Genomic DNA, 21,680 nt, shown 5'->3' with positions numbered 1-21,680 from the left:
ACGGCAGGGTCCGTCCGAGCCGATTTTACGGGGCGTTCAACAGGCTTTATTGAGAAACAACAAGGCGGCGACGAATGCGCACGCAAAGCGCCACTCGTTGAGCGCAATCAACGAGCGCAGGGCGCATTGTTCCTACCCTTGCGAGTACCGCGTCACGGCGGCCCACCGACTTGGAGAGCATCATGGCCCGTACCACCCCTGCCCTGGCGACGCTGCCGCGCCGCGCCGCCCTGTGCGCCGCGCTGATGCTCGCCGGCTTGACCGCCTGCCAGCGCGCGCCTGGCGCCGACGGCTTCATCGCCGAGGCCCGGCAGTACCGCCAGAACGGCCAGTTGAAGGCCGCCGTCATCCAGCTCAAGAACGCACTGCAGGCGCGGCCGAACGACACGGCGGCGCGCCAGTTGCTCGGCGAGGTCTACATCGAGGCCGGCGACCCGCTCTCGGCCGAAAAGGAATTGCGGCGCGCGCTGGCGCTGGGCGCGACGCCCGTGCAGATCATGCCGGCGCTGGGCAAGGCCATGCTGATGATGGGCCAGAACGAGAAGGTGCTGGCCGAGATCCGCCTCGACGCCGGCGCGCCCGAGCAGCCCGAGGTGGTCGCGCTGCGCGCCAACGCCTACCTGGCCGGCGGCGACGTCGAACAGGCTCGCCTGTTGTTCGGTTTGTTACTAAGACAGCATGCCGAGCGCCCGGACGCGTTACTGGGACTGGCCCGGATCGCCCAGGCCGCCGGCGAACTCGACAAGGCCGCCGCGCTGGTCGGGCGGGCGCTGGCGAAGCAAGCCGCCGACCTCGACGCGCTGCGCCTGAACGGCGACTTGCTGCGCCTGCAAGGCAAGACCGAGGCCGCGCTGGCGGCCTACCGGCACATTCTGAGCTTGCGGCCCGACAACACCTTCGCCCATGTCGACATCGCCAACCTGCATATCCAGTCCGGCAAATTCGTCGAGGCCAAGCAGGAAATCGAGGCTGCCCGCAAGAGTGCGCCGGGCAGCTTGATCGTACTGCACGCGCAGACCCTGCTCGATTTCCGCGAAGGCAAAAACCAGGCCGCGCTCGAGGGGTTGCAGCAGGTGCTGCGCGCCGCGCCCGAGCACATGCCGAGCGTGCTGCTGATGGGCGCGGTGCAAATGGCGCTGGGCTCGGCCCAGCAAGCCGAGCAGCATCTGCGGCGCTTCCTCGAGGCCAACCCGAACCACTTGTACGCGTCCAAATTGCTCGCCACCATCGCCGTGCGCACCGGCAAGCAGGACCGCGCCGTCGACATACTCGAGCCGCTGTTGCCGGTCCATGGCAGCGACACCGAGCTGCTGGCCCTGCTCGGCGAGGCGCACATGCGCGCGCGCCGCTTCGCCCAGGCCGCCGTGTATTTCGAGAAGGCCAGCGCGCTGGCGCCGGACGCCCCGGCGCTGCGCACGGCGCTGGGCGTCAGCCGGCTGGGACTGGGCGAGAACGGGCGCGCTATCGCCGAGCTGGAGCGCGCCGCCGCGCTCGACGGCAAGCAATCGCAGGCCGGCGTCATGCTGGTGATGACCTTGTTGCGCGACAAGGAGTACGACAAGGCGCTGGCGGCGGCCGAGGCCATGGTGCAGCAACAGGGCGCCAACCCGCTGGTGCACAACCTGAAGGGCGGCGTCTACCTGGCCAAGCGCGACCTGGCGGCGGCGCGGGTCGCCTTCGAGCAAGCGCTGCGCGCCGATCCGGCCTATCTGCCGGCAATGGAAAACCTGGCGCAGCTCGACCTGGCCGATAACAAGCCGGACGCGGCGCGCCTGCGTTTCGAGGCGGCGCTGGCCAAGGACCCGGGCAGCCCGGCGCTGATGGCGGCGCTGTCGAAGCTGGCGCTGGCGCGCCAGCAGCCGGCCGAGGCGCTGCGCTGGCTGGAGCGCTCGCACAAGGACAATCCCGACGCGCTACAACCGGCCATGCAACTGAGTAATCTCTACCTGCGCAACGGCGACACCAAGAAAGCCCTGACGCTGGTGCGCGCGTTGCAAACCGGCCATCCCGACAACCCCGACATCCTGGCGCTGCGCGCGCAGGTCGAATACAGCGGCGGCGACCAGGCGGCGGCGCTGGATAGCTATGCCAGGCTGGCGCGTTTGCAACCTGGCTCGGCGGAGCTGCAACTGCGCGTCGCGACGCTGCAGATGGCCCTCAACGACCAGCCCGCCGCACTGCTGTCGGTGCGCCGTGCGCTCAGCCTGCAACCCGGCATGCTCGAGGCCGAGGTCACCGAAGCGGCGCTGCTGCTGGACAAGGGTAGCCACGCCGAGGCGCTCCAGCTGGCGCGCGGCGTGCAACAGCGCCGCCCGACGCTGGCGGCCGGCTTCAAGCTCGAAGGCGACGTGCTCATGGCGCAACAGCAGCCCCAGGCCGCGCTGAAACTGTACGAGCGCGCCTACGGCATGGACAAGATCGGCCCGCTGCTGGTCCAGATCCACCGCGCGCTGCTGCTTGCCGACAAGCCAGAGCAGGCCCAGGCCCGCATCGACACTTGGCTGCGCGACAACCCGGCCGACCTGTCGACCCGGCTCTACCTGGCCGGCGCCCGGCTGGCGCGCAAAGACTACAAAGGCGCCATCGTTCAGTACGAAAAAATGCTGCGGCTGGACCCGAAGAACATCGTCGCGCTGAACGACCTGGCCTGGGCCTACCAGCAAGACAAGGACAAACGCGCGCTGGCCACCGCCGAACTGGCTTACCAGCAGCAAGCCAGCAACCCGGCCGTGCTCGACACGCTGGGCTGGATATTAATCGAACAGGGCAGCGCCGCGCGCGCGCTGCCGCTGCTGCAAAAAGCCAGCGCCCTGGCGCCCAAGGCGCCCGACATCGGTTACCACCTCGGCGTGGCCTTGATGAAATCCGGCGACAAAAAGGCCGCGCGCAGCCAACTCGAGCAAATATTGGCGGCAAACAAAGACTTCCCGGGCCGCGCCGACGCCCAGGCGCTGCTGGCGCAGCTGTAGGCGGGCCGCCGCCCCCCCTCCCTTCAAGCCCCCAGCCACCGCTGCGCCGCCGTGACCAGTCCAGCCGCCATCGCCAGCAAATCGCTCGCGCTGGCGTGCGCCGCGGCCTTTTGCTACGCACTCCGCTTCTATCCGTTCGAACGGACCTGGCTGGCGCCGATTTTGCTACTCTACCTGGCGCTGCTGTGCTGGCGCCAACATTGGTGGTTGGGCGCGCTGCCGGCGCTGTTGCCGGCGCTCGACCTGGCGCCGTGGACCGGTTGGATTTACTTTGAGGAAATCGACCTGCTGCTGTTGCTGACGGCCACTTTCGGTTACTGGCGCCTCGCCGACACGCCGCCGCAAGCCCGCCTGCCCGGCTTCGCCGCCATCTGTATCGGCGCCGTCACGCTGGCCCACCTGATCGGCGCCGCCAAAGGCATGCTGCCGCTGCCCGCGCTGGACGGCAACGCCTTCACCAGTTACCTGAGCCCGTACAACGGTTTGCGCGCCGGCAAGGCCTGGTTCTGGGCCGTGCTGCTGCTGCCGCTGCTGCTGCGCGCGGCCGGCCCCAACCTGGCCCATCTGCGCAGCCACCTCCTGCCCGGCATGCTGGCCGGCCTGGCCGCAGTGGCCGGCGCCGCCCTGTGGGAGCGCGCGCTCTTCCCCGGCCTGCTGAATTTTTCCAGCGACTACCGCACCAGCGCGCCCTTCTCAGGCATGCACACCGGTGGCGCCGCGCTCGACGGCTACCTTGCGCTAAGCCTGCCGTTTGTCGCCGGCTGGCTGCTGACGCCCCAGCCGCGGCCGAAAACCGCAGCCGCGCTGGCCCTGCTGGCACTGGGCGCCTACGCCGGCCTGACCACCTTTTCGCGCGGCCTGTTCGCCGGACTGTCCTGCTCGGCCTTGCTACTGGCGCTGTTCCCTCTGGCGCGGCCGTTGCGCCGCCGCGTGCTCGACTGGCGCCGCGGCGCGCTCGGCGCCGCGCTGGCCCTGCTGTGCGCACTTGCGCTGGCGCGCATGTTCGCCGGCGCCGGCTACCGCGGCCTGGCCGCCGCCTTCGCCGTGCTGGCGGCGGCCATGCTACTGGCCACGCTGCCGCTGCCGCGCCGGCTGCTGCCGGCCGCCTTCGTCTGCGCCAGCGCCGCCGCGCCGCTGCTGGCCGGCCTGCTGGGCGCAGCCGCCCTGCCCGCCGGCGGCCTGTTCAGTCCGCCCTACCTGATGTTCCTGTTGTCGGCGCTGGTCTTCGGCGCCGCCTACCTGCGCCTGCGTCCGCGCCGCAGCGTCGCGCTGGCGCCGCCGGCCGGCGCCGCCAGCGCCGCGCTGATCGGCTTCACCTGCCTCGGTTACAGCGCGCTGTGGGTCGGCTGGCACTGGGCCGGCGCCGCCGCGCTGGCGCCGGGCGCGCTGGTGGCCGCGCTGGCGCTGCTGCTGATCGTGGTCAACACCAGCGTGCGCCGGCCGCTGTGGCGCGCCGACCGCGCCGGCGTCACCGCCGGCATCGCCGCCGCCGTGCTGCTATTGCTGGCGATACCGGTGGGCGCCAGCTACTACGCCGGCGAGCGCTTCGCCACCAGCGCCGGCGACCTGCGCCACCGGTTGCGCCACTGGAACGGGGTGCTGGCGATGATGGACGACGGCATCCCAACCCAACTGTTCGGCATGGGCCTGGGCCGCTTCCCGCTCACCTACTTCTGGCGCAACCCCCAACGCGAATTGCCGGCCACCGTCAACTACGTCGACGAAGCCGGCAACCGCTACGTCCGCCTGGCCGCGCCGCAGTATCCACTCGGCTACGGCGAGGTGCTGCGCCTGCTGCAGCGGCTTGCCTTGCAACCGCACACCCGCTACCGGCTGGCGCTCGACGTACGGCGCGCCGGCGCCATGCCGCAGCTGCGCGTGGCCGTCTGCGAACGCCAGTTGCTGTACCCGCAAAATTGCGTCGCGGCGCCGCTGCGGCTGCGTCCGGGCGACGCCGACTGGCACCACTACCAGGTGGCGTTCGACTCCGCCGCGCTGGGCCACGCCGGCTGGTCCCGCGGTGCGCCCTTGCAAATCGAGATCGCCGCCGACGGGCCGCACGGCGCCCTCGATATCGACAACCTGAGCCTGCGCGACGAGGCCGGCCACGCCGAACTGATCAACAACGGCTCGTTTACCGACGCCAACAACTACTGGTTCTTCAGCAGCGACCGCCACCACCTGCCCTGGCACGTCAAGAACTTCGCGCTGAACCTGTACTTCGAGCTCGGTTGGCTGGGCTTGCTGTCCATGCTGTCGCTGCTGGCCTGCGCGCTGGCTCGGCTGGCGCCGCAGGCCTGGCGCGGCGGCGCGCAAGCGGCCTACCACCTGGCGGCGCTGGCCGGTTTCCTGGTGGTCGGCGTATTCGACAGCCTGCTCGACGTGCCGCGCGTGAGTCTGCTGTTTTTCCTGGTGCTGTTTTGCGCCATCGCGCTGCCGGCCGGCAGCGCGCCATTGAAAAAGGGAGCCGCACCGTGAAATTCGTCCACACTTTGTCCTGCCTGGCGCTGGCCCTGGCCAACGCCGCCGCCCAACCGGCGGCGGAACCATTGACGCGGGTGATAGAAAGCATCAAGCCGTCGATCGTCGGCATCGGCAGCTTCCAAAAGACCCGCAGCCCGGCGCTGGTGTTCATCGGCACCGGCTTCGTGGTCGGCGACGGCTTGACGGTACTGACCTCGGCCCATGTCATCCAAAAAATGCTCGACAGCGAAAAGAAGGAGGCGCTCGGCATCCTGGTCGGCCGCGGCGAGACGGCGCAGTTTCGCGCCGCCATCGTCGACATCGTCGACCGCGACCACGACCTGGCGCAGTTGCGCTTCACCGGGGCCGCGCTGCCGGCGCTGCAACTGGGCGACTCCAGCGAGGTGCGCGAAGGCCGCGCGATGGCCTTCACCGGTTTCCCACTCGGCATGATCCTCGGCTTGCACCACGTCACGCACCGCGCCACCGTGTCTTCGATCACGCCGGTCATCATGCCGTCCCTGAGCGCCGCCAAGCTCGACGCCAAGCAAGTGGAGCGGCTGCAACGGCCGCTGTACTCGGTGTTCCAGCTCGACGGCACCGCCTATCCCGGCAGCAGCGGCAGCCCGCTCTACGATCCACAGACCGGGCTGGTGTACGGCGTCATCAACATGGTCTACGTCAAGGGACTCAAGGAGGCGGCCATTACGGCGCCCAGCGGCATCACCTACGCGATCCCGGGCAATTTCATTCGCGACCTGGCCCGCCCCAAGTGAGCCCCAGGCGCGCGCCGGCGGCCCTGTGGGGCCCGCTCAGTTACGGCCATCCTTGAGGCGCTCGGTAATGCCCGGCTCGTCCCAGGTCGGAAAGAAATACGGATAGAACGAGCGCTCGCCGCCGTGCAACTCCATCAAGCCGCCATACTTGCGGATCTGCTCGCCCATGTACGCCAAGTCAAGCCGCAGCAGCACGGCCGGCGCGCCCACCCGCGTGCACTGGCGTTCGCCGCCGAAGTCCTGGAAGCCGAGCATGCGTTTGTAAAACACCACGTGGCGCGGATTGACTTCGATCACATAGTCGCTGTAGCCGTGGATATTGTGGGCGTAGATGTAGGAAATATGGATCAGGGCGGCGAACACGCGCTTGGTGACGCCCTTGTCGATGGCCAACCGCGACGGCTCGCACAGGCGCCGGCCCTGCTCGCGCAGCCCGTCGAGCTTGTCGCGGAAGTTCTCGTCGGCCGGCAAACCGGTGTCATCGTCCAGGCACAGCGTCATGGTACCCACGGTCGCGCCTTCGGTCTCGGCAAACAGGGTGATCTTGTTGAGCGCGTGGCTGGCGCCCGGATCCACCGCATAACCGCGCCAGCCGTACATTTTCTTGATCAGCAGGCTGGCGGCCTCGCGCCTGCCACGCGAATTGGCCATGCGAATATTGAAACGTTGCTGGTCCAGGTTGTGCTCGAAAGCGGGATCGACGTTCCCTTCGCCGACCACCAGATCGCTCAGGGCGGCGGCAGTCTCGAAAGAGATGATGGGTTGGTCCTGGTGGCGCATCTTTTCTCCTCACATGGTGTGGCGGCAAGCCGCCCCGGAAAGGAAAGGCGAGCTGAACCCAAAGCCATGTGACATCGGAAAAGCGTGGAAAGTTCCCAGATTTTGAAAATAGTTATCCGCGCGGACGGGGGGATTGTCGCAGTGGAAAGTGTCAAAGTTGCGCCGGCCCAGGTGTTTCCCACACAAACGCCGGCACGGCGCCGCCGGCGCCGAATATCAGCGAAAAACCTTCTCGACGGCAAGGTTAAACAGCCGGGTACGCTTGAAACGCCGTGTGGGACTCCCCTCACGCGCCGCCTAAAAGAAGCTTTCCGGGATCAAGAGCACGTCGCCCGGGCGCATCGACACGTTCGCCGAAATATCGCCGTTCTTGAGCAAGTCGGCCAAGCGCACCGGCAGCGTTTGCTGCTTGCCGTCCTTGAGGCGGATGATGCTGGCCTTGTTGCCGGCGGCGAATTCGGTAATGCCGCCGACCGCGATCAGCACGTCCATCAGCGACATCCCGAGGCGGTACGACAGCGCCTGCGGCTTGGCGGCCTCGCCGATGACGCGGATCTGCTCCGAGTAAGGGCCGACGAAACCGGTGACGATGACGGTGACCACCGGCTGCTGGATGAATTTCCCCAGCGCCTTTTCGATGTCGCGCGCCAATTCGCTCGAGGTCCTGCCGCTGGCCTGCAAGTCCTCCACCAGCGGCGTGGTGATTTTGCCGTCCGGGCGCACCGCCACCGTCAGCGACACCTCGGGGTTGCGCCAGACGATGATATTCACCGAGTCGCCCGGCCCGATCAGATAGTCGCCGCTCGGCGGCGGCTCCTCCGGCGCCGCCGTGGGCGCGCGCGTGGCGCAGCCATCGAGCAGCCCGAGCGCGAGTGCCGCGCCGACCAGGTTTTTTGCGAACTCACGCCGTTGCAGTTTCATGGATGCCCCTTTTCCGATAATGGATCGAACCTCGGCGCGTCGATAAGCACCGGCCCGTCGGCGCTGCCTTTTTTATTCGCTCGCCAACGGCCACCTTATGCCGCGCCGGCGCGGTTTGTTTTGATACGAACGACACAAACGCCGGTTTTTATATGATTCAGAAGATGCTCCCCGCCGCTCTTGACATGCATCAACAAGGCCACAGGTTCGACGGGATTCACCCGGGGCCGGCCATATACTTTGTTCACAACCGGCCAATTCGGCCGGTGCGCGCAAGCCGATTATTCTGCCATTTGACCATTCACGTTCCAGGCGCAATCCGGCGCCGGCCGCGCTGGCCGCCGAATCGGCCAGGCGCGCGCTTACCAGGCCTTGGAAACTGAATACCCTCGGGAGACTGCAGCATGGAGGAATTGATCGAGCAGTTAATAGCCAGCTTAAAAGGGATATGGAAATACCGCTGGCACGCCGTCATCGCCGCCTGGCTGGTCGCCGTGTTCGGCTGGATCAAGGTGGCCAGCATGCCGGACGACTACCAGACCACGGCGCGCGTCTTCGTCGACACCCAGAGCATCCTCAAGCCCCTGCTGCAGGGCATGACCAGCGTCCCCAACGTCGAGCAGCAGGTGTCGATCATGAGCCGCACCCTGCTCAGCCGGCCGAACGTCGAGCGGGTCATGCGCATGGTCGACCTCGACCTCGACGCCAAGACCACGCGCGACCACGAGCAGCAGCTCGACGAGCTCATGAGCCGTATCAAAATCGGCGGCACCAATACCTACGACATTTACACCATCACCTATAACAACAAGAACCCGAAACTGGTGCGCGACGTGGTCCAGTCGCTATTGACGATCTTCGTCGAAGGCAGTTTCAAGGGCAAACAGGGCGATTCGCAAAAGGCGGTCAAATTCCTCGACGAGCAAATCCGCAATTATGAACAAAAGCTGGTCGCCGCAGAGAACCTGGTCAAGGATTTCAAATTGAAAAACACCCTGCTGCTGCCGCGCCAGGGCATCGATTACGGCAGCCAGTTATTAATGGCGTCGGACAGCCTGAATAACGCCAAGCTTGAATTGGTCGAGGCCGAACAGGGGCGCAACGCCATCCACAGCCAGATTTCCGGCGACGAACCGGTGCTCGACCTGGAAACGAGCGTGGCGGTGATCGACAATCCGGAAATCGACGGGCGCATCGCGGCGCTCAACAAAAACCTCGACGCGCTGCGCATGCAGTACACCGAGGCGCATCCCGACATCATCTCCACCAAGCGCCTGATCGCCCAATTGCAGGCGCGCAAGTTCGACGAGGCCAAGACGCGCTCGGCCGGCGCCGATCCCGGCAAGAATTACAGCCCGATGCTGCAACAGTTAAAGGTGGCGCTGACCGAGGCCGACGCCCGCGTCGCGTCCTACAAGGCGCGGGTGCACGAGTACACGACGCGCTACGAGCGCCTGTTGGCGCAAAGCACCGCCGTGCCGGAGGTCGAATCGCAACTGGCCCAGTTGAACCGCGACTATCTGATCAACAAGGACAACTACGACAAGCTGCTGGGCCGGCGCGAGGTCGCCAAGCTGTCGGGCGATCTCAGCTCGACGACCGAGATGATGACCTTCAAAATCATCGACCCGCCGACGGTGCCGTTCCGGCCGATCGGCCCGAACCGGCCCTTGCTGTTGAGCGTGGTGCTGGCCGGCGCGCTGGTGGCCGGCGGCGCCGCCGCCCTGCTGGTCAGCCAGATCCGTCCGACCTTCCTGAGCCCGGGCCAGTTGCGCGAGGCCACCGGCTTGCCGGTGCTGGGCACGGTGTCGATGAACTGGACCGATGCCGAAAAGGTCAAGCGCACGCGCGACAAATACGGCTTCGGCGCCTGCGTGGCCGTGCTGTTCGTGCTGTACGGCGGGGTCATGTCGACGCTGCTGCTCAAATTTTAGGCGTCGGCCGCCGCGGCGGCGTCGTTGGCAGCACCGCGGCGCCGCCGGCGCGCGCAACCATCGCATGAGGTGACATGGTGAGCAAATACGAACAGTCCGCCCCCGGCGCCCGCCCCGAGCACGCGCCGGCCGACACGCTCGACGCCGCCGCCGGGCCGGTCCCGGCGACCTGTGTCCCGGTCGCCGACGCGGCCGGCGCCGCGCCCCAGGTGGCCGAGGCGCGCGCGGCGTACGGCCAGGGCGCGCCCGCCGCCATGGCCGGGCCGGCCTCTGGCGCGGCCTTGGACCCGGCGCTGGAGTCCGCCCTGCGCGGCGCCGCCGAGCCGGGTGCGGCGGCGCCGGCCAAGTACTGCGAGATCAACCTGGCGCGGCTGCAACAACTCGGCATGGTCACCCACGATGGCGGGCGCACCTCGGTGGCCGAGGATTTCCGCATCATCAAGCGGCCGCTGCTGCGCAACGTGCGCGGCGGCGGCAGCGTCGGCCCGATCAAGCACGGCAACCTGATCGTCGTCACCAGCGCCCTGCCAGGCGAGGGCAAGACCTACTGCGCCGTCAACCTGGCCATGAGCATCGCCATGGAGATGGACATCACGGTGCTGCTGGTCGACGCCGACGTGGCGCGCCCGTCGGTGCTCAAGGTACTGGGCCTGGGCGCGCAGCCCGGCCTGATGGACCTCCTGCTGAGCGACAAGCTGGAACTGTCCGACGTCATCATGAAAACCAACGTCGCCACGCTGAGCATCCTGCCGGCCGGGCGCAGCAACAAGCACGCCACCGAATTGCTGGCCAGCCGCACCATGAGCGCGCTGCTGGCCGACATCGCCAGCCGCTACGCCGACCGCATCGTCATCTTCGACTCGCCGCCGCTGCTCATCACCAGCGAGGCCAACGTGCTGGCGGCGCAGATGGGCCAGGTGGTGCTGGTGGTCGAGGCCGAAACCACCACCCAGCACGCGGTCAAGGAGGCGCTGCGGCAAATCGAGGGCTGCGCCCACGTCAACCTGATCTACAACAAAACCCGCGCCTTTCCCGGCGGCGACTACTATGGCTATTACGACTAACCAGCGGCGGCCGCCACCGCGGCGCCCGAGCGCCGCCGCCCCGACCGCGCTGGCCGTCGCGCTGGCCGTCGCGCTGGCGGCGCCGCCGCGCGCCGGCGCCGCCGACTGGAGCGTGGTGCCGGCGCTGCGCCTGAGCGAGGGCTACACCGACAACGTCCTGCTGGCGCCGGCGCCCCAGGCCAAGGACGACTTCATCACCGAAATTTCGCCGTCCGTGGTGGTGCGCGGCCGCAGCCAGCGCCTGCGCGTGGACCTGGCCTACCGCCTGCAACAATTGTTCTACACGCGCCGCGGCGACCGCACCGAGCACCAGTTGCAGGGCGACGCCAACGCCGAGCTGCTGGAGGACTGGCTATTTCTCGACCTGCGCGCCAGCGTCGGCCAAAACAGGCTGTCGGCCTTCGGCCCGCAGCCGCTCAACAACGTCGCCGCCGACACCAACCAGAGCACGGTGCGGGCCGGCCGCGTCAGCCCCTATCTGCGCCACCAGGTGCGCGGCGTCGGCAGCGCCGAGCTGCGTTACGCCCACGAACGGGTCGGCAACGGCAGCGAGCTGCTCACCGTCGCGACCGACGAACTGCTGCTCGACCTGGTCGGCGACACCGGCGCCGGCGGCCTGGGCTGGGAAGCCCACCTCGACCGCCGCGAAACGAGCGCGCGCCAGCGCGAGACGGTGCGCATGGACAAGGCGACGCTGTCGCTGCGCTACCATCTGAGCAGCCGCGTCGGCCTGTTCGCCAGCGCCGGCCACGAGGACGCCGGCTACCGCCCGGCCGGCGGCGCCGCGCCCAGCGGCGGCTTCTGGCTGCTCGGCGCCAGCTGGTATCCGTCGGCGCGCAGCAGCGTCGCGCTCAGCGGTGGCAAGCGTTTTTTCGGCAACACCTACGCGCTCGACCTGAACCACCGCAGCCGGCACACCAGCTGGTCGCTCGGCTACCACGAGGACATCAGCAGCACGCCGAGCGAATGGCTGCGCCTGTCCGACAGCGCCACCGCGAGCATGCTCAACCAGTTGTGGCGCGGCGCCATCCCCGACCCGCAGCTGCGCCAGCAGCGCGTCGACAGTTTCGTGCGCTTCTCGCAACTGCTCGGCCCGGACGCGGGCGCCGTCAACTACTTTAGCCAGCGCTACTTCCTACAGCGCCGGGCCGCGCTGGCGATGGCCTCGGCGACGGCGAAAAGCACGCTGGTGCTGGGCCTGACGGCGACCCGCCGCAGCGCCCAGAGCAGCGGCGGCATCGACAGCGCGCTGCTGCCGGCGATCGACTTCGCGCTCGAGGAGCGCACCCGCCAGGTCGCCGCCAACGCCGGCTGGAACTGGCGCCTGTCGGCGCGCACCAACGTCAACGTCAGCGCCGCCTACGCCACCGTCACCTCGCTCAACGTCGGGCGCAAGGACAGCAACGCGGCCCTGAGCGTCGGCCTGAGCCGCCAGCTGCAGCGCAAGGTCAGCGGCACGCTCGACCTGCGCCGGGTGCGCCACGCCAGCAACCGCGGCGGCGACTACCGTGAAAACGCCATCAACGCCAGCCTCAACTTCTTGCTGTAGGAAACCGCCATGAGCCACCGTACCCCGATCCCGCCGCACATCGTCTGCGTCATCGCCGCCCGCCCCAACTTGATGAAGATGGCGCCCATCCTGGCCGCGCTGCGCCAGTTGCAGCCGGCGCCGCGGCTGACGCTGGTGCACACCGGCCAGCACTACGACAACGCCCTCAACGAACAGCACTTCGCCGCGCTCGGCATGGCCGCGCCGGACCTGAACCTGGACGTCGGCTCGGGCAGCCACGCGGCCCAGACCGCCGAGGTGATGCGCCGTTTCGAGCCGGTGCTCGAGCGCGACCGTCCCAGCGCCGTACTGGTGGTCGGCGACGTCAACTCGACGCTGGCGTGCGCGCTGGTGGCGGCGAAAAGGGGCGTGCCGGTGCTGCACGTCGAGGCCGGGCTGCGCAGTTTCGACCGCAGCATGCCGGAGGAAATCAACCGGCTGCTGACCGACCAACTCTCCGAGCTGCTGTTTACCAGCGAGGCCGGGGCGCGCGACAACCTGCTGCGCGAAGGCATCGCCGCCGAGCGCATCCACTTCGCCGGCAACGTCATGATCGACACGCTGCAGCGCCAGTTGCCGCACGCGGTGCCGCTGGCGGAGACGCTGCGGCGCTACCGCTGCCAGCCCAACGCCGGCGCCCACGCGGTGCTGACGCTGCACCGGCCCGCCAACGTCGACCAGCGCAGCCGCCTGGGCGGCCTGCTGCACACCGCCTCGACGCTCGGCGCCCGCGTCCCGGTGCTGTTCCCGCTGCACCCGCGCACCCGCGCCCGGCTCGACCAGTTCGGTCTGAAAGACATGCTCGACCCGGCCCGCGTGGTGCTGCTGCCGCCGCTGGGCTACCTGGAAATGCTCGGCCTGATGCGCGACGCCCGCCTGGTGCTGACCGACTCCGGCGGCATCCAGGAGGAGACCACGGCGCTGGGCGTGCCCTGCCTGACGCTGCGCGCCAACACCGAGCGCCCGATCACCGTCAGCGAAGGCAGCAACACCATCGCCGGCCACGAGCCGGCGGTGATCCTGGCGCTGTGCGAGGCCATCCTGGCCGGCGGCGGCAAGCGCGGGCGCGTGCCGCGTTATTGGGACGGGCACGCCGCCGAACGCATCGCCGCCACCGTCGGCCAGTGGCTGGCGGCGCCGGCGCCGCGCGCCGAGCCGGTCCTGGCCGAGCAGGAGTGAGCGATGCCGACCCCCGCGCTGCGCAACGCCATGACCATCGACGTCGAAGACTACTTCCAGGTGTCGGCCTTCGCCGCCCACATCCGGCCGCAGGACTGGCCCGGCATCCCCGGCCGGGTCGAGGGCAACGTCGAGCGCATCCTGGCGCTGCTCGAACCGGCCGGCGTGCACGCCACCTTCTTCACGCTGGGCTGGATCGCCGAGCGCTACCCGGCAATGGTGCGGCGCATCCTGGCGCACGGCCACGAACTGGCCAGCCACGGCTATGCGCACCAGCGCGCCAGCGCCCAGAGCCGCGCCGAATTCGCCGCCGACGTCGGCGCCAGCAAGGGCATCCTGGAACAAATCGGCGGGCAAGCCGTGCTGGGCTACCGCGCGCCCAGTTTTTCAATCGGCGCCGCCAACCTGTGGGCGCTCGACACGCTGCAGCGCGCCGGCTACCGCTACAGTTCGAGCATCTACCCGATCCGCCACGACCACTACGGCATGCCGGACGCGCCGCGCTTCGCCTGCTATCCGAACGGCGCCGGCGGCCTGCTCGAGCTGCCCATCAGCACCGTGCGGCTGTGGCGGCGCAACCTGCCGGCCGGCGGCGGCGGCTACTTCCGCCTGCTGCCCTACGCGCTGTCGCGCTGGTGCCTGCGGCGCATCAACGGCCGCGACGGCCAGGCCGGCATCTTTTATTTCCACCCCTGGGAGCTCGACCCGGACCAGCCGCGCCCGCCGGGACTCGGCGTCAAAACGCGCTTTCGCCACTACCTCAACCTGCGGCGCATGGAACAGCGCGTGGGCGCGCTGACGCGCGACTTCCGCTGGGACCGCATCGACCGCATTTTCCTGGGGACGCCATGATCTTCGAGTGCCACCTGGCGGCGCCGTCGGCCATCACCGTCGCCACCCTCGAACCGGCCGGCGCGGCGCGCTGGGACGCCTTCGTGCAGCGCTGCCCGGACGCCACCTTTTTCCACCGCGCCGGCTGGCAAACCGTGATCGAACGCGCCTTCGGCCACCGCACCTGGTTCCTCTACGCCGAAGCGGACGGGGAAATCCGCGCCGTGCTGCCGCTGGCGCAGATCAACAGCATGCTGTTCGGCAATTCGCTGTGCGCGCTGCCGTTTTGCGTCTACGGCGGCGTCGCCGCGCAAGACGAGGCCGCCGCCGCCGCGCTCGACCAGGCCGCGCGCGCGCTGGCCGCCAGCCTGCGCGTCGACTACCTCGAATACCGCCACCTGGGGCCGGCGCGCCACCCCGACTGGCTGCAGTCGGACCTGTACGTGACGTTTCGCAAACGCCTGCACGCCCAGCCCGAGCACAACATGCTCGACATCCCGCGCAAGCAGCGCGCGATGGTGCGCAAAGGCATCGCCGCCGGCCTGCACAGCGCCGTCGACTACGACGTCCACCACTTCTTCGACGTCTACGCGGGCAGCGTGCACCGGCTCGGCACGCCGGTGTTCGCCAAACGCTACTTCGCGCTGCTGCGCCAGGTCTTCGGACGCGACTGCGAGATCATCAGCGTCTACCGGCGCGCCGAAACCATCAGCAGCGTGCTGGTGTTCTACTTCCGCGACGAGGTGCTGCCCTACTACGGCGGCGGCACCGCAACCGCCCGCAGCGTCGCCGGCAACGACTTCATGTACTGGGAGGTGATGCGCCGCGCCTGCCTGCGCGGCTACACGCTGTTCGACTTCGGCCGCAGCAAGGTCGGCACCGGCGCCTACGACTTCAAGCGGAACTGGGGCTTCGCGGCCCAGCCGCTGCACTACGAATACCAGCTGGTGCGCGCCAGCGCGCTGCCGCAGAACAATCCGCTGAACCCCAAGTACCAGCGCTTCATCCGCGCCTGGCGCCGCCTGCCGCTGGCGCTGGCCAACGGCATCGGTCCGCACATCGTGCGCTACCTGGGCTAGGCCATGGACGAGCTGCTGTTCCTGGCCCACCGCATCCCGTATCCGCCCAACAAGGGCGACAAGATCCGCTCCTTCCACATGCTGGAATACCTGGCGCGCCATTGCCGCGTCCACCTCGGCTGCTTCGTCGACGACCCGGCCGACCTCGAACACGCCGGCGCGCTCGGGGAGCTGTGCGCCAGCACCTGCTTCATCGAACACCATCCTTTGGCGGCGCGCCTGCGCGGCCTCAAGGGCCTGCTGTACGGCCAGGCCATGAGCCTGCACTACTACCGCAACGCCCGCCTGCAGCACTGGGTCGACCGCCTGCTCGGCGGCGGCGCGGTCGGACGCGCGCTGGCCTTCTCCGGGCCGATGGCGCAGTACCTGGCGCCGCACGCGGCGGCGCCGGCGCTGCTGCGCCTGATCGATTTCGTCGACGTCGACTCGGAAAAATGGCGCCAGTACGCCGACGCCAAGGACTGGCCGCTGTCGCAGTTGTACCGGCGCGAGGCGCGCTGCCTGCTCGACTACGAGGGCGACGTCGCCGCGCGCTTCGACGCCGCCACCTTCGTCTCCGAGGCCGAGGCGGCGCTGTTCCGGCGCCGCGCGCCGCAGGCGGCCGGACGCGTCAGCGCGGTCCGCAACGGCGTCGACGCCGGCTACTTCTCGCCGCTGCGGGCCTACCCCAACCCCTACCCCGCCGGCGCCGCCGCGCTGGTGTTTACCGGCGCGATGGACTACTGGCCCAACGCCGAGGCGGTGCAATGGTTCGTCTGGCGGGTCTGGCCCTCGCTGCGCCTGCAATTTCCCGACCTGCGCTTCTACATCGTCGGCGCCCGCCCCGGCGCCGCCGTGCGGGCGCTGGCGCGCGCGCCCGGCGTCAGCGTCACCGGCGCGGTGCCCGATATCCGCCCCTACCTGGCGCACGCGCGCCTGGCGGTGGCGCCGCTGCGCATCGCCCGCGGCGTGCAAAACAAGGTGCTCGAGGCGATGGCCATGGAAAAAACCGTGCTGGCCTCGCCGCAGGCGCTGGAGGGCATCGACGCCGTCCCCGGCCAGGAACTGGAGCTGGCGCGCGACGAGGCCGAATTCATCAGCCAGGCGGCGCGCCTGCTGGGCCGTCCCGGCGCCGGCCCGCCGCAGGCGCCCGACCCGGTCGGCATGGCGGCGCGCCGGCGCATCCTGCGCGACTACGACTGGGACGCCAGCCTGGACCGGCTGGGCGCCCTGCTCGGCCTGGAACCCGCGGCGCGCGCGCCGGCCGGGGCGCTGCCATGAGCGCCGGGCCGGCCGCCTTGCGCGCCGCGCCGGCCGGCGTCGTCACGCCGATCCGCCAGGCCCGGCCGGCGCCCCCGGCCGCGTTGACGCTGGCGCTGGCGCTGCCGGCCATCGTCGCGCTCTACCACGACAGCTTCTGGTCGATGCTGCTGCTGTGGTCGCGCTCGCAAACCTTCGCGCACGGCTTCGCGGTGCTGCCCATCAGCGCCTGGCTGGTCTGGCGCCAACGCGGCGCGCTGGCCGCCACGCCGCAGCGCCCCAGCGCCGCCGGCCTGGCCCTGCTGCCGCTGCTGGGCGCGGCCTGGCTGCTGGCCGACCTCGCCAACGTCAGCGTCGTCTGCCAGTACGCCGCCACGGCGATGCTGCCGGCCACCGTGCTGGCCGTGCTCGGACGCCGCGCCAGCGGCTGCATCGCCTTCCCGCTGGCCTACCTGCTGCTGGCGGTACCGTTCGGCGAAGTCTTCATTCCGCCGCTGATCGACTTCACGGCCCGCTTCACCGTCGGCGCGCTGCAACTGACGGGCGTGCCGGTGTTTCGCGAAAACAACAATTTCAGCATCCCCAGCGGCAACTGGTCGGTGGTCGAGGCGTGCAGCGGGCTGCGCTACGTGATCGCCTCGGTTGTGCTGGGCACGCTGTACGCCCACCTGAACTACCGCGGCGCGGGCCGGCGCCTGGCCTTCATCGCCGTCGCGCTGCTGCTGCCGATCCTGGCCAACGGCGTGCGCGCCTACCTGATCGTGATGCTCGGCCACTGGAGCGACATGCGCCTGGCGGCCGGGGTCGACCACCTGGTCTACGGCTGGATTTTCTTCGGCGTCGTCTCGCTGCTGCTGTACTGGGTCGCCGCGCTGTGGCGCGACCAACCGGCGCCCGGCGCCGCGGCGGCGCCCGCCGTCGCGGCGCCGGTGCGCCCGCGGCGGCGCCGCGCCAGCGCCGCCGCGGCGGCGGCCTGCGTCGCCCTGGCGGCCTGCTGGCCGTGGCTGGCGGCGTCGCTGCGCCAGCCGCCGGCCCGGGTGGCGGCGCCGGCGGCGCTGGCGTTGGCGGCGCCGCCGGGCTGGCGCGCCAGCGCCGCCGCCAACGCCTGGCGCGCGCCGCACGCCGGCGCGCCGCTGCTGTTCGCCCAACACTACCGCGGCGCGGCCGGCGCGGTCGAACTGCAACTGGCCTGGTACGCCAGCCAAAGCAAGGACGCCGAGCTGCTGAGCCACCTGCCGGCGGCCCGCAACGGCGACTGGACGCTGCTGTCGGAGCAAGCGCGCGAGGTGCGCGTCGGCGCGCGCGCGCTGGCGTTGCGCCAAAGCGTCTGGCAACGCGGCGCCGGCCGCCTGCTGGTGTGGCGTTGGTACCGCCAGAGCGGCGTCGACACCGGCAGCGCCTTGCTGGTCAAGCTGCTGCTGGCCAAGGCCAAACTGACGCGCACGGCGCAAGACGGCGCCGACATCATCGTCGCCGCGCCCTACGCCGAGCAGCAGGCGGCGCCGGAGCCGGCGCTGCGCGCTTTCCTGGCGGCGTCGCTGCCGGCCATCGACAAGGCGGTGAGCGATGCTGGACGACGCTGACGCGGTCTTTTCGGCCGCCATCGACGACGCCGCGCCGGCGCCGCTGGTGGTCCACCTGATCCACCAGCTCGGCGTGGGCGGGCTGGAGAACGGCCTGGTCAACCTGATCAACCACATGCCGCCGGCGCGCTACCGGCACGCCATCGTCTGCCTCAAAAGCGCGACCGACTTCCAACAGCGCATCACCCGGCCCGGCGTCGAAATCATCAGCTTGAACAAGCGCGAGGGCAAGGACTGGGCCCATTACCTGCGCCTGTACCGCACGCTGCGCCGGCTGCGCCCGCAACTGGTGCACACCCGCAACCTGGCCAGCATCGAGGGCCAGTTGATGGCGGCGGCGGCCGGCGTCAAGTTGCGCGTTCATGGCGAGCACGGCCGCGACATGGCCGACCTGCACGGCAAGAGCCGCAAATACAATCTGCTGCGCCAGCTGCTGCGCCCGCTGGTCGGCCACTTCATCGCCGTCAGCGGCGACCTCGAACGCTGGCTGGTCGAACGCATCGGCGCCGCGCCGGCGCGCGTCACGCACATCGGCAACGGCGTCGACAGCCTGCAATTCCATCCGCGGCTGGGTCCGGCGGCGGCGGTCGGGCCGCCCGGCTTCCTGTGCGACAACGCCTTTGTCGTCGGCAGCGTCGGCCGCATGGTCGACATCAAGGACCACGCCACGCTGGTGCAAGCCTTCCTGCGCCTGCTGGCGGCCGAGCCGGGCCCGGGCACGCGGCTGCGCCTGGTCATCGTCGGCGCCGGGCCGTGCCGCGCCGAATGCCTGGCCGCGCTGCAGCTGGGCGGCGCCGGCCAACTCGCCTGGCTGCCCGGCGCGCGCGACGACATCGCCCAGCTGATGCGGGCGATGGACCTGTTCGTGCTGCCGTCGCTGGCCGAGGGCAGTTCCAACACCATCCTCGAGGCGATGGCCAGCGGGCTGCCGGTGGTGGCCACGGCCGTCGGCGGCAACGTCGACCTGGTACAGGCCGGCTGGACCGGCGCGCTGGTGCCGCCGCGCGCGCCGCAACTGCTGGCCGAGGCGCTCGGCCAGTATTACCACGCGCCCGACCTGGCCCAGCGCCACGGCCTGCGCGGGCGCCGCCGCGTCCTCGCCGAGCACAGCCTGGCGGCCATGGCGGACGCCTACCTCGCCGTCTACGACGCCCTCGGCGGCGCGCGGCGCTAACCCGAAAGGACATTCCATGTGCGGCATCGTCGGCATTTTCGACCTCCTCGGCAAACGCGCCATCGCCCGCGACGCGCTGGTGCGGATGAACCAGAGCCAGTACCACCGCGGCCCCGACCAGGGCGGCGTGTATTTGGAACCGGGGCTGGGGCTGGGCCACCGGCGCCTGGCGATCATCGACCTGAACGGCGGCCAGCAGCCGCTGTTCAACGAGGACGGCGACGTGGTGGTGGTCTACAACGGCGAGATCTACAACTTCAAGGAACTAGCGCGCGAGCTGGCCGGCCTCGGCCACCGCTTCCGCAGCCAATGCGACACCGAGGTCATCGTCCACGCCTGGGAACAATGGGGCGAGCGCTGCGTCGAGCGCTTCCGCGGCATGTTCGCCTTCGGCCTGTGGGACCGCAAGCGCCAGACGCTGTTCCTGGCGCGCGACCGGCTCGGCGTCAAGCCGCTGTACTACGGCCGCACCGCCGACGGCAGGCTGCTGTTCGGCTCCGAGCTGAAGGCGCTGCTGGGCGACGCCGAACTGGCGCGCGAACTCGACCCGGCGGCGGTCGAGGACTACTTCGCCTACGGCTACGTGCCGGAGCCGCGCACGATCTTCCGCGCCGCGCTGAAACTGCCGCCCGGCCACACGCTGACGCTGCACGCCGGCGCGCCGGCGCTGCCGGCGCCCAGCCAATACTGGGACGTGCCGTTCGCCCCGCACCACCCCGCCAGCGAGGCCGCCGCCTGCGACGAGCTGCTGGCGCGCCTGCGCGAGGCCGTCAGCATCCGCCTGGTGGCCGACGTGCCGCTGGGCGCCTTCCTGTCCGGCGGCGTCGATTCCAGCGCCGTGGTGGCGCTGATGGCCGGCGCCATGGGCGAACCGGTCAACACCTGCTCGATCTCGTTCGGCGACCCGGCCTTCAACGAATCGGCCTACGCCGACATGGTGGCGCAGCGCTACGCCACCCGCCACCACGCGCTGCAGGTCGAACAGGACGACTTCGCCCTGATCGACCAGCTGGCCACGCTGTACGACGAACCGTTCGCCGACAGCTCGGCGCTGCCGACTTACCGCGTCTGCCAGCTGGCGCGCCAGCGCGTGACGGTGGCGCTGTCGGGCGACGGCGGCGACGAGAACCTGGCCGGCTACCGGCGCTACCGCTACCACCTGCACGAGGAGCGCCTGCGCGCGCTGCTGCCGCTGGGCCTGCGCCGGCCGGCCTTCGGCCTGCTCGGGCGGCTCTACCCGAAGGCCGACTGGGCGCCGCGCGCGCTGCGCGCCAAGACCACCTTCGAGGCGCTGGCGCGCGACAGCGTCGACGCCTACTTCCACAGCGTGTCGCTGATGCCCGACGCGCTGCGCGCGCAGCTGTTCAGCGCCGACCTGCTGCGCCAGTTGGACGGCTACCGCGCCGTCGAGGTGCTGCGCCGCCACGCCAAGGCCAGTCCGGCGCGCGACCCGCTGTCGCAGGTCCAGTACCTCGACCTGAAAACCTACCTGCCCGGCGACATCCTCACCAAGGTCGACCGCGCCAGCATGGCCCACGCGCTGGAGGTGCGCTCGCCGCTGCTCGACCACGAACTGGTCGAATGGATCTCCGGCCTGCCGCCGCGGCTGAAACTGCGCGGCGGCGAAGGCAAATACCTGCTCAAGAAGGCGCTGCGGCCCTATCTGAGCGAGCAGATCCTGTACCGCAAGAAGATGGGCTTTTCGGTGCCGCTGGCGGCCTGGTTGCGCGGCCCGCTGCGCGAGCGGCTGCGCGCGCGCCTGTTGGCGCCGACCCTGGCAGGCACCGGCATGTTCAATATGGACTGCGTGCGCACGCTGCTGGCGCAGCACGACAGCGGCCGGCGCGATCACAGCGCGGCCCTGTGGTCGCTGCTGATGTTCGAATCCTTCCTGCGCCAAGTGCTGCCGCGTACGCTTGCCGGCGCTACTTCCCCGACCATTGACCGGCATCAACAGGCCCGGCCGCAAACCTATCAATCATAGGCTAACGGGCTCTGGGTTCGGCGGCTACGGCGTTGACATCCTTCAAACCGGCGGCGCAACCCCGCGGCCGGAGCTGAAGCTCCGAGCCCGGCGCTTTGCCCCGGCTTGATTTTCAACGCCGCCGGCCCGCCCACCTAACTATCGACAGAGACACG

Annotated in this window: 15 protein-coding genes; 13 read left to right on the top strand and 2 right to left on the bottom strand. The window is 69.9% G+C overall.

Going from position 1 to position 21,680, the window contains the following annotated elements; all coding sequences use genetic code 11:
* Positions 1-182 precede the first annotated feature (182 nt).
* From prsT to JANGC3_RS0105580, 3 genes are read left to right on the top strand one after another with little or no spacing between them, the layout of a single operon-like run.
* Positions 183-2,969, top strand: coding sequence for an XrtA/PEP-CTERM system TPR-repeat protein PrsT (gene prsT, locus JANGC3_RS0105590; protein WP_035788258.1), 2,787 nt, complete (start codon positions 183-185; stop codon positions 2,967-2,969).
* Positions 2,970-3,020: 51 nt separating this feature from the next.
* Positions 3,021-5,447, top strand: a complete 2,427-nt coding sequence (locus tag JANGC3_RS0105585; protein ID WP_017875498.1) for a hypothetical protein — start codon at positions 3,021-3,023, stop codon at positions 5,445-5,447.
* Positions 5,444-6,208 carry a S1 family peptidase gene (locus JANGC3_RS0105580; protein WP_017875497.1) on the top strand — a complete coding sequence of 255 codons (765 nt, stop codon included), beginning with the start codon at positions 5,444-5,446 and terminating at the stop codon, positions 6,206-6,208. Before JANGC3_RS0105585 ends, JANGC3_RS0105580 begins: the two co-directional genes overlap by 4 nt.
* 36 nt (positions 6,209-6,244) lie before the next feature.
* On the opposite strand, the gene JANGC3_RS0105575 is transcribed toward JANGC3_RS0105580, so the two are convergent.
* Positions 6,245-6,988: an N-acyl amino acid synthase FeeM domain-containing protein gene (locus tag JANGC3_RS0105575; protein ID WP_017875496.1), complete on the bottom strand. Its 744-nt coding sequence runs from the start codon at positions 6,986-6,988 to the stop codon at positions 6,245-6,247.
* Positions 6,989-7,285: 297 nt separating this feature from the next.
* Entirely contained in the window at positions 7,286-7,909 is a 624-nt protein-coding gene (locus tag JANGC3_RS0105570) for an XrtA/PEP-CTERM system exopolysaccharide export protein (RefSeq protein ID WP_017875495.1), read from the bottom strand.
* 404 nt (positions 7,910-8,313) lie between these two features.
* Here JANGC3_RS0105570 and JANGC3_RS0105565 point away from each other — a divergent pair, with 404 nt between their 5' ends.
* The 10 genes from JANGC3_RS0105565 (at position 8,314) to JANGC3_RS0105520 (ending at position 21,525) form a co-directional block, all read left to right on the top strand.
* Positions 8,314-9,843, top strand: a complete 1,530-nt coding sequence (locus tag JANGC3_RS0105565) for an XrtA system polysaccharide chain length determinant (protein WP_017875494.1) — start codon at positions 8,314-8,316, stop codon at positions 9,841-9,843.
* 74 nt (positions 9,844-9,917) lie between these two features.
* Entirely contained in the window at positions 9,918-10,907 is a 990-nt protein-coding gene (locus tag JANGC3_RS28485; RefSeq protein ID WP_017875493.1) for an XrtA-associated tyrosine autokinase, read from the top strand.
* Positions 10,891-12,456 (top strand): TIGR03016 family PEP-CTERM system-associated outer membrane protein, encoded by a 1,566-nt coding sequence (locus JANGC3_RS0105555; protein ID WP_017875492.1) that lies wholly within the window; start codon positions 10,891-10,893, stop codon positions 12,454-12,456. Before JANGC3_RS28485 ends, JANGC3_RS0105555 begins: the two co-directional genes overlap by 17 nt.
* A 9-nt stretch (positions 12,457-12,465) precedes the next feature.
* The gene (wecB, locus tag JANGC3_RS0105550; protein WP_017875491.1) at positions 12,466-13,635 is read left to right on the top strand and encodes a non-hydrolyzing UDP-N-acetylglucosamine 2-epimerase; all 1,170 of its coding nucleotides are present in this window, start codon (positions 12,466-12,468) and stop codon (positions 13,633-13,635) included.
* A gap of 3 nt (positions 13,636-13,638) precedes the next feature.
* Entirely contained in the window at positions 13,639-14,487 is an 849-nt protein-coding gene (locus JANGC3_RS0105545) for an XrtA system polysaccharide deacetylase (RefSeq protein ID WP_017875490.1), read from the top strand.
* The gene (locus JANGC3_RS0105540; protein ID WP_017875489.1) at positions 14,484-15,545 is read left to right on the top strand and encodes a FemAB family XrtA/PEP-CTERM system-associated protein; all 1,062 of its coding nucleotides are present in this window, start codon (positions 14,484-14,486) and stop codon (positions 15,543-15,545) included. The genes JANGC3_RS0105545 and JANGC3_RS0105540 overlap by 4 nt, the downstream gene beginning before the upstream one ends.
* A 3-nt stretch (positions 15,546-15,548) precedes the next feature.
* Positions 15,549-16,805, top strand: coding sequence for a TIGR03087 family PEP-CTERM/XrtA system glycosyltransferase (locus tag JANGC3_RS0105535; RefSeq protein ID WP_017875488.1), 1,257 nt, complete (start codon positions 15,549-15,551; stop codon positions 16,803-16,805).
* Positions 16,802-18,367 carry an exosortase A gene (gene xrtA / locus JANGC3_RS0105530; protein WP_017875487.1) on the top strand — a complete coding sequence of 522 codons (1,566 nt, stop codon included), beginning with the start codon at positions 16,802-16,804 and terminating at the stop codon, positions 18,365-18,367. The genes JANGC3_RS0105535 and xrtA overlap by 4 nt, the downstream gene beginning before the upstream one ends.
* Positions 18,351-19,541, top strand: a complete 1,191-nt coding sequence (locus JANGC3_RS0105525; RefSeq protein WP_017875486.1) for a TIGR03088 family PEP-CTERM/XrtA system glycosyltransferase — start codon at positions 18,351-18,353, stop codon at positions 19,539-19,541. Before xrtA ends, JANGC3_RS0105525 begins: the two co-directional genes overlap by 17 nt.
* Positions 19,542-19,557: 16 nt before the next feature.
* Positions 19,558-21,525, top strand: a complete 1,968-nt coding sequence (locus JANGC3_RS0105520; protein ID WP_017875485.1) for an XrtA/PEP-CTERM system amidotransferase — start codon at positions 19,558-19,560, stop codon at positions 21,523-21,525.
* Positions 21,526-21,680: the final 155 nt, after the last annotated feature.

It is taken from the genome of Janthinobacterium sp. CG3, from assembly GCF_000344615.1.
Classification (GTDB): domain Bacteria; phylum Pseudomonadota; class Gammaproteobacteria; order Burkholderiales; family Burkholderiaceae_D; genus Janthinobacterium.
The sequence above is the reverse complement of the archived record's forward strand: the minus strand, read 5'-3'. Positions and strand labels throughout refer to the sequence as shown.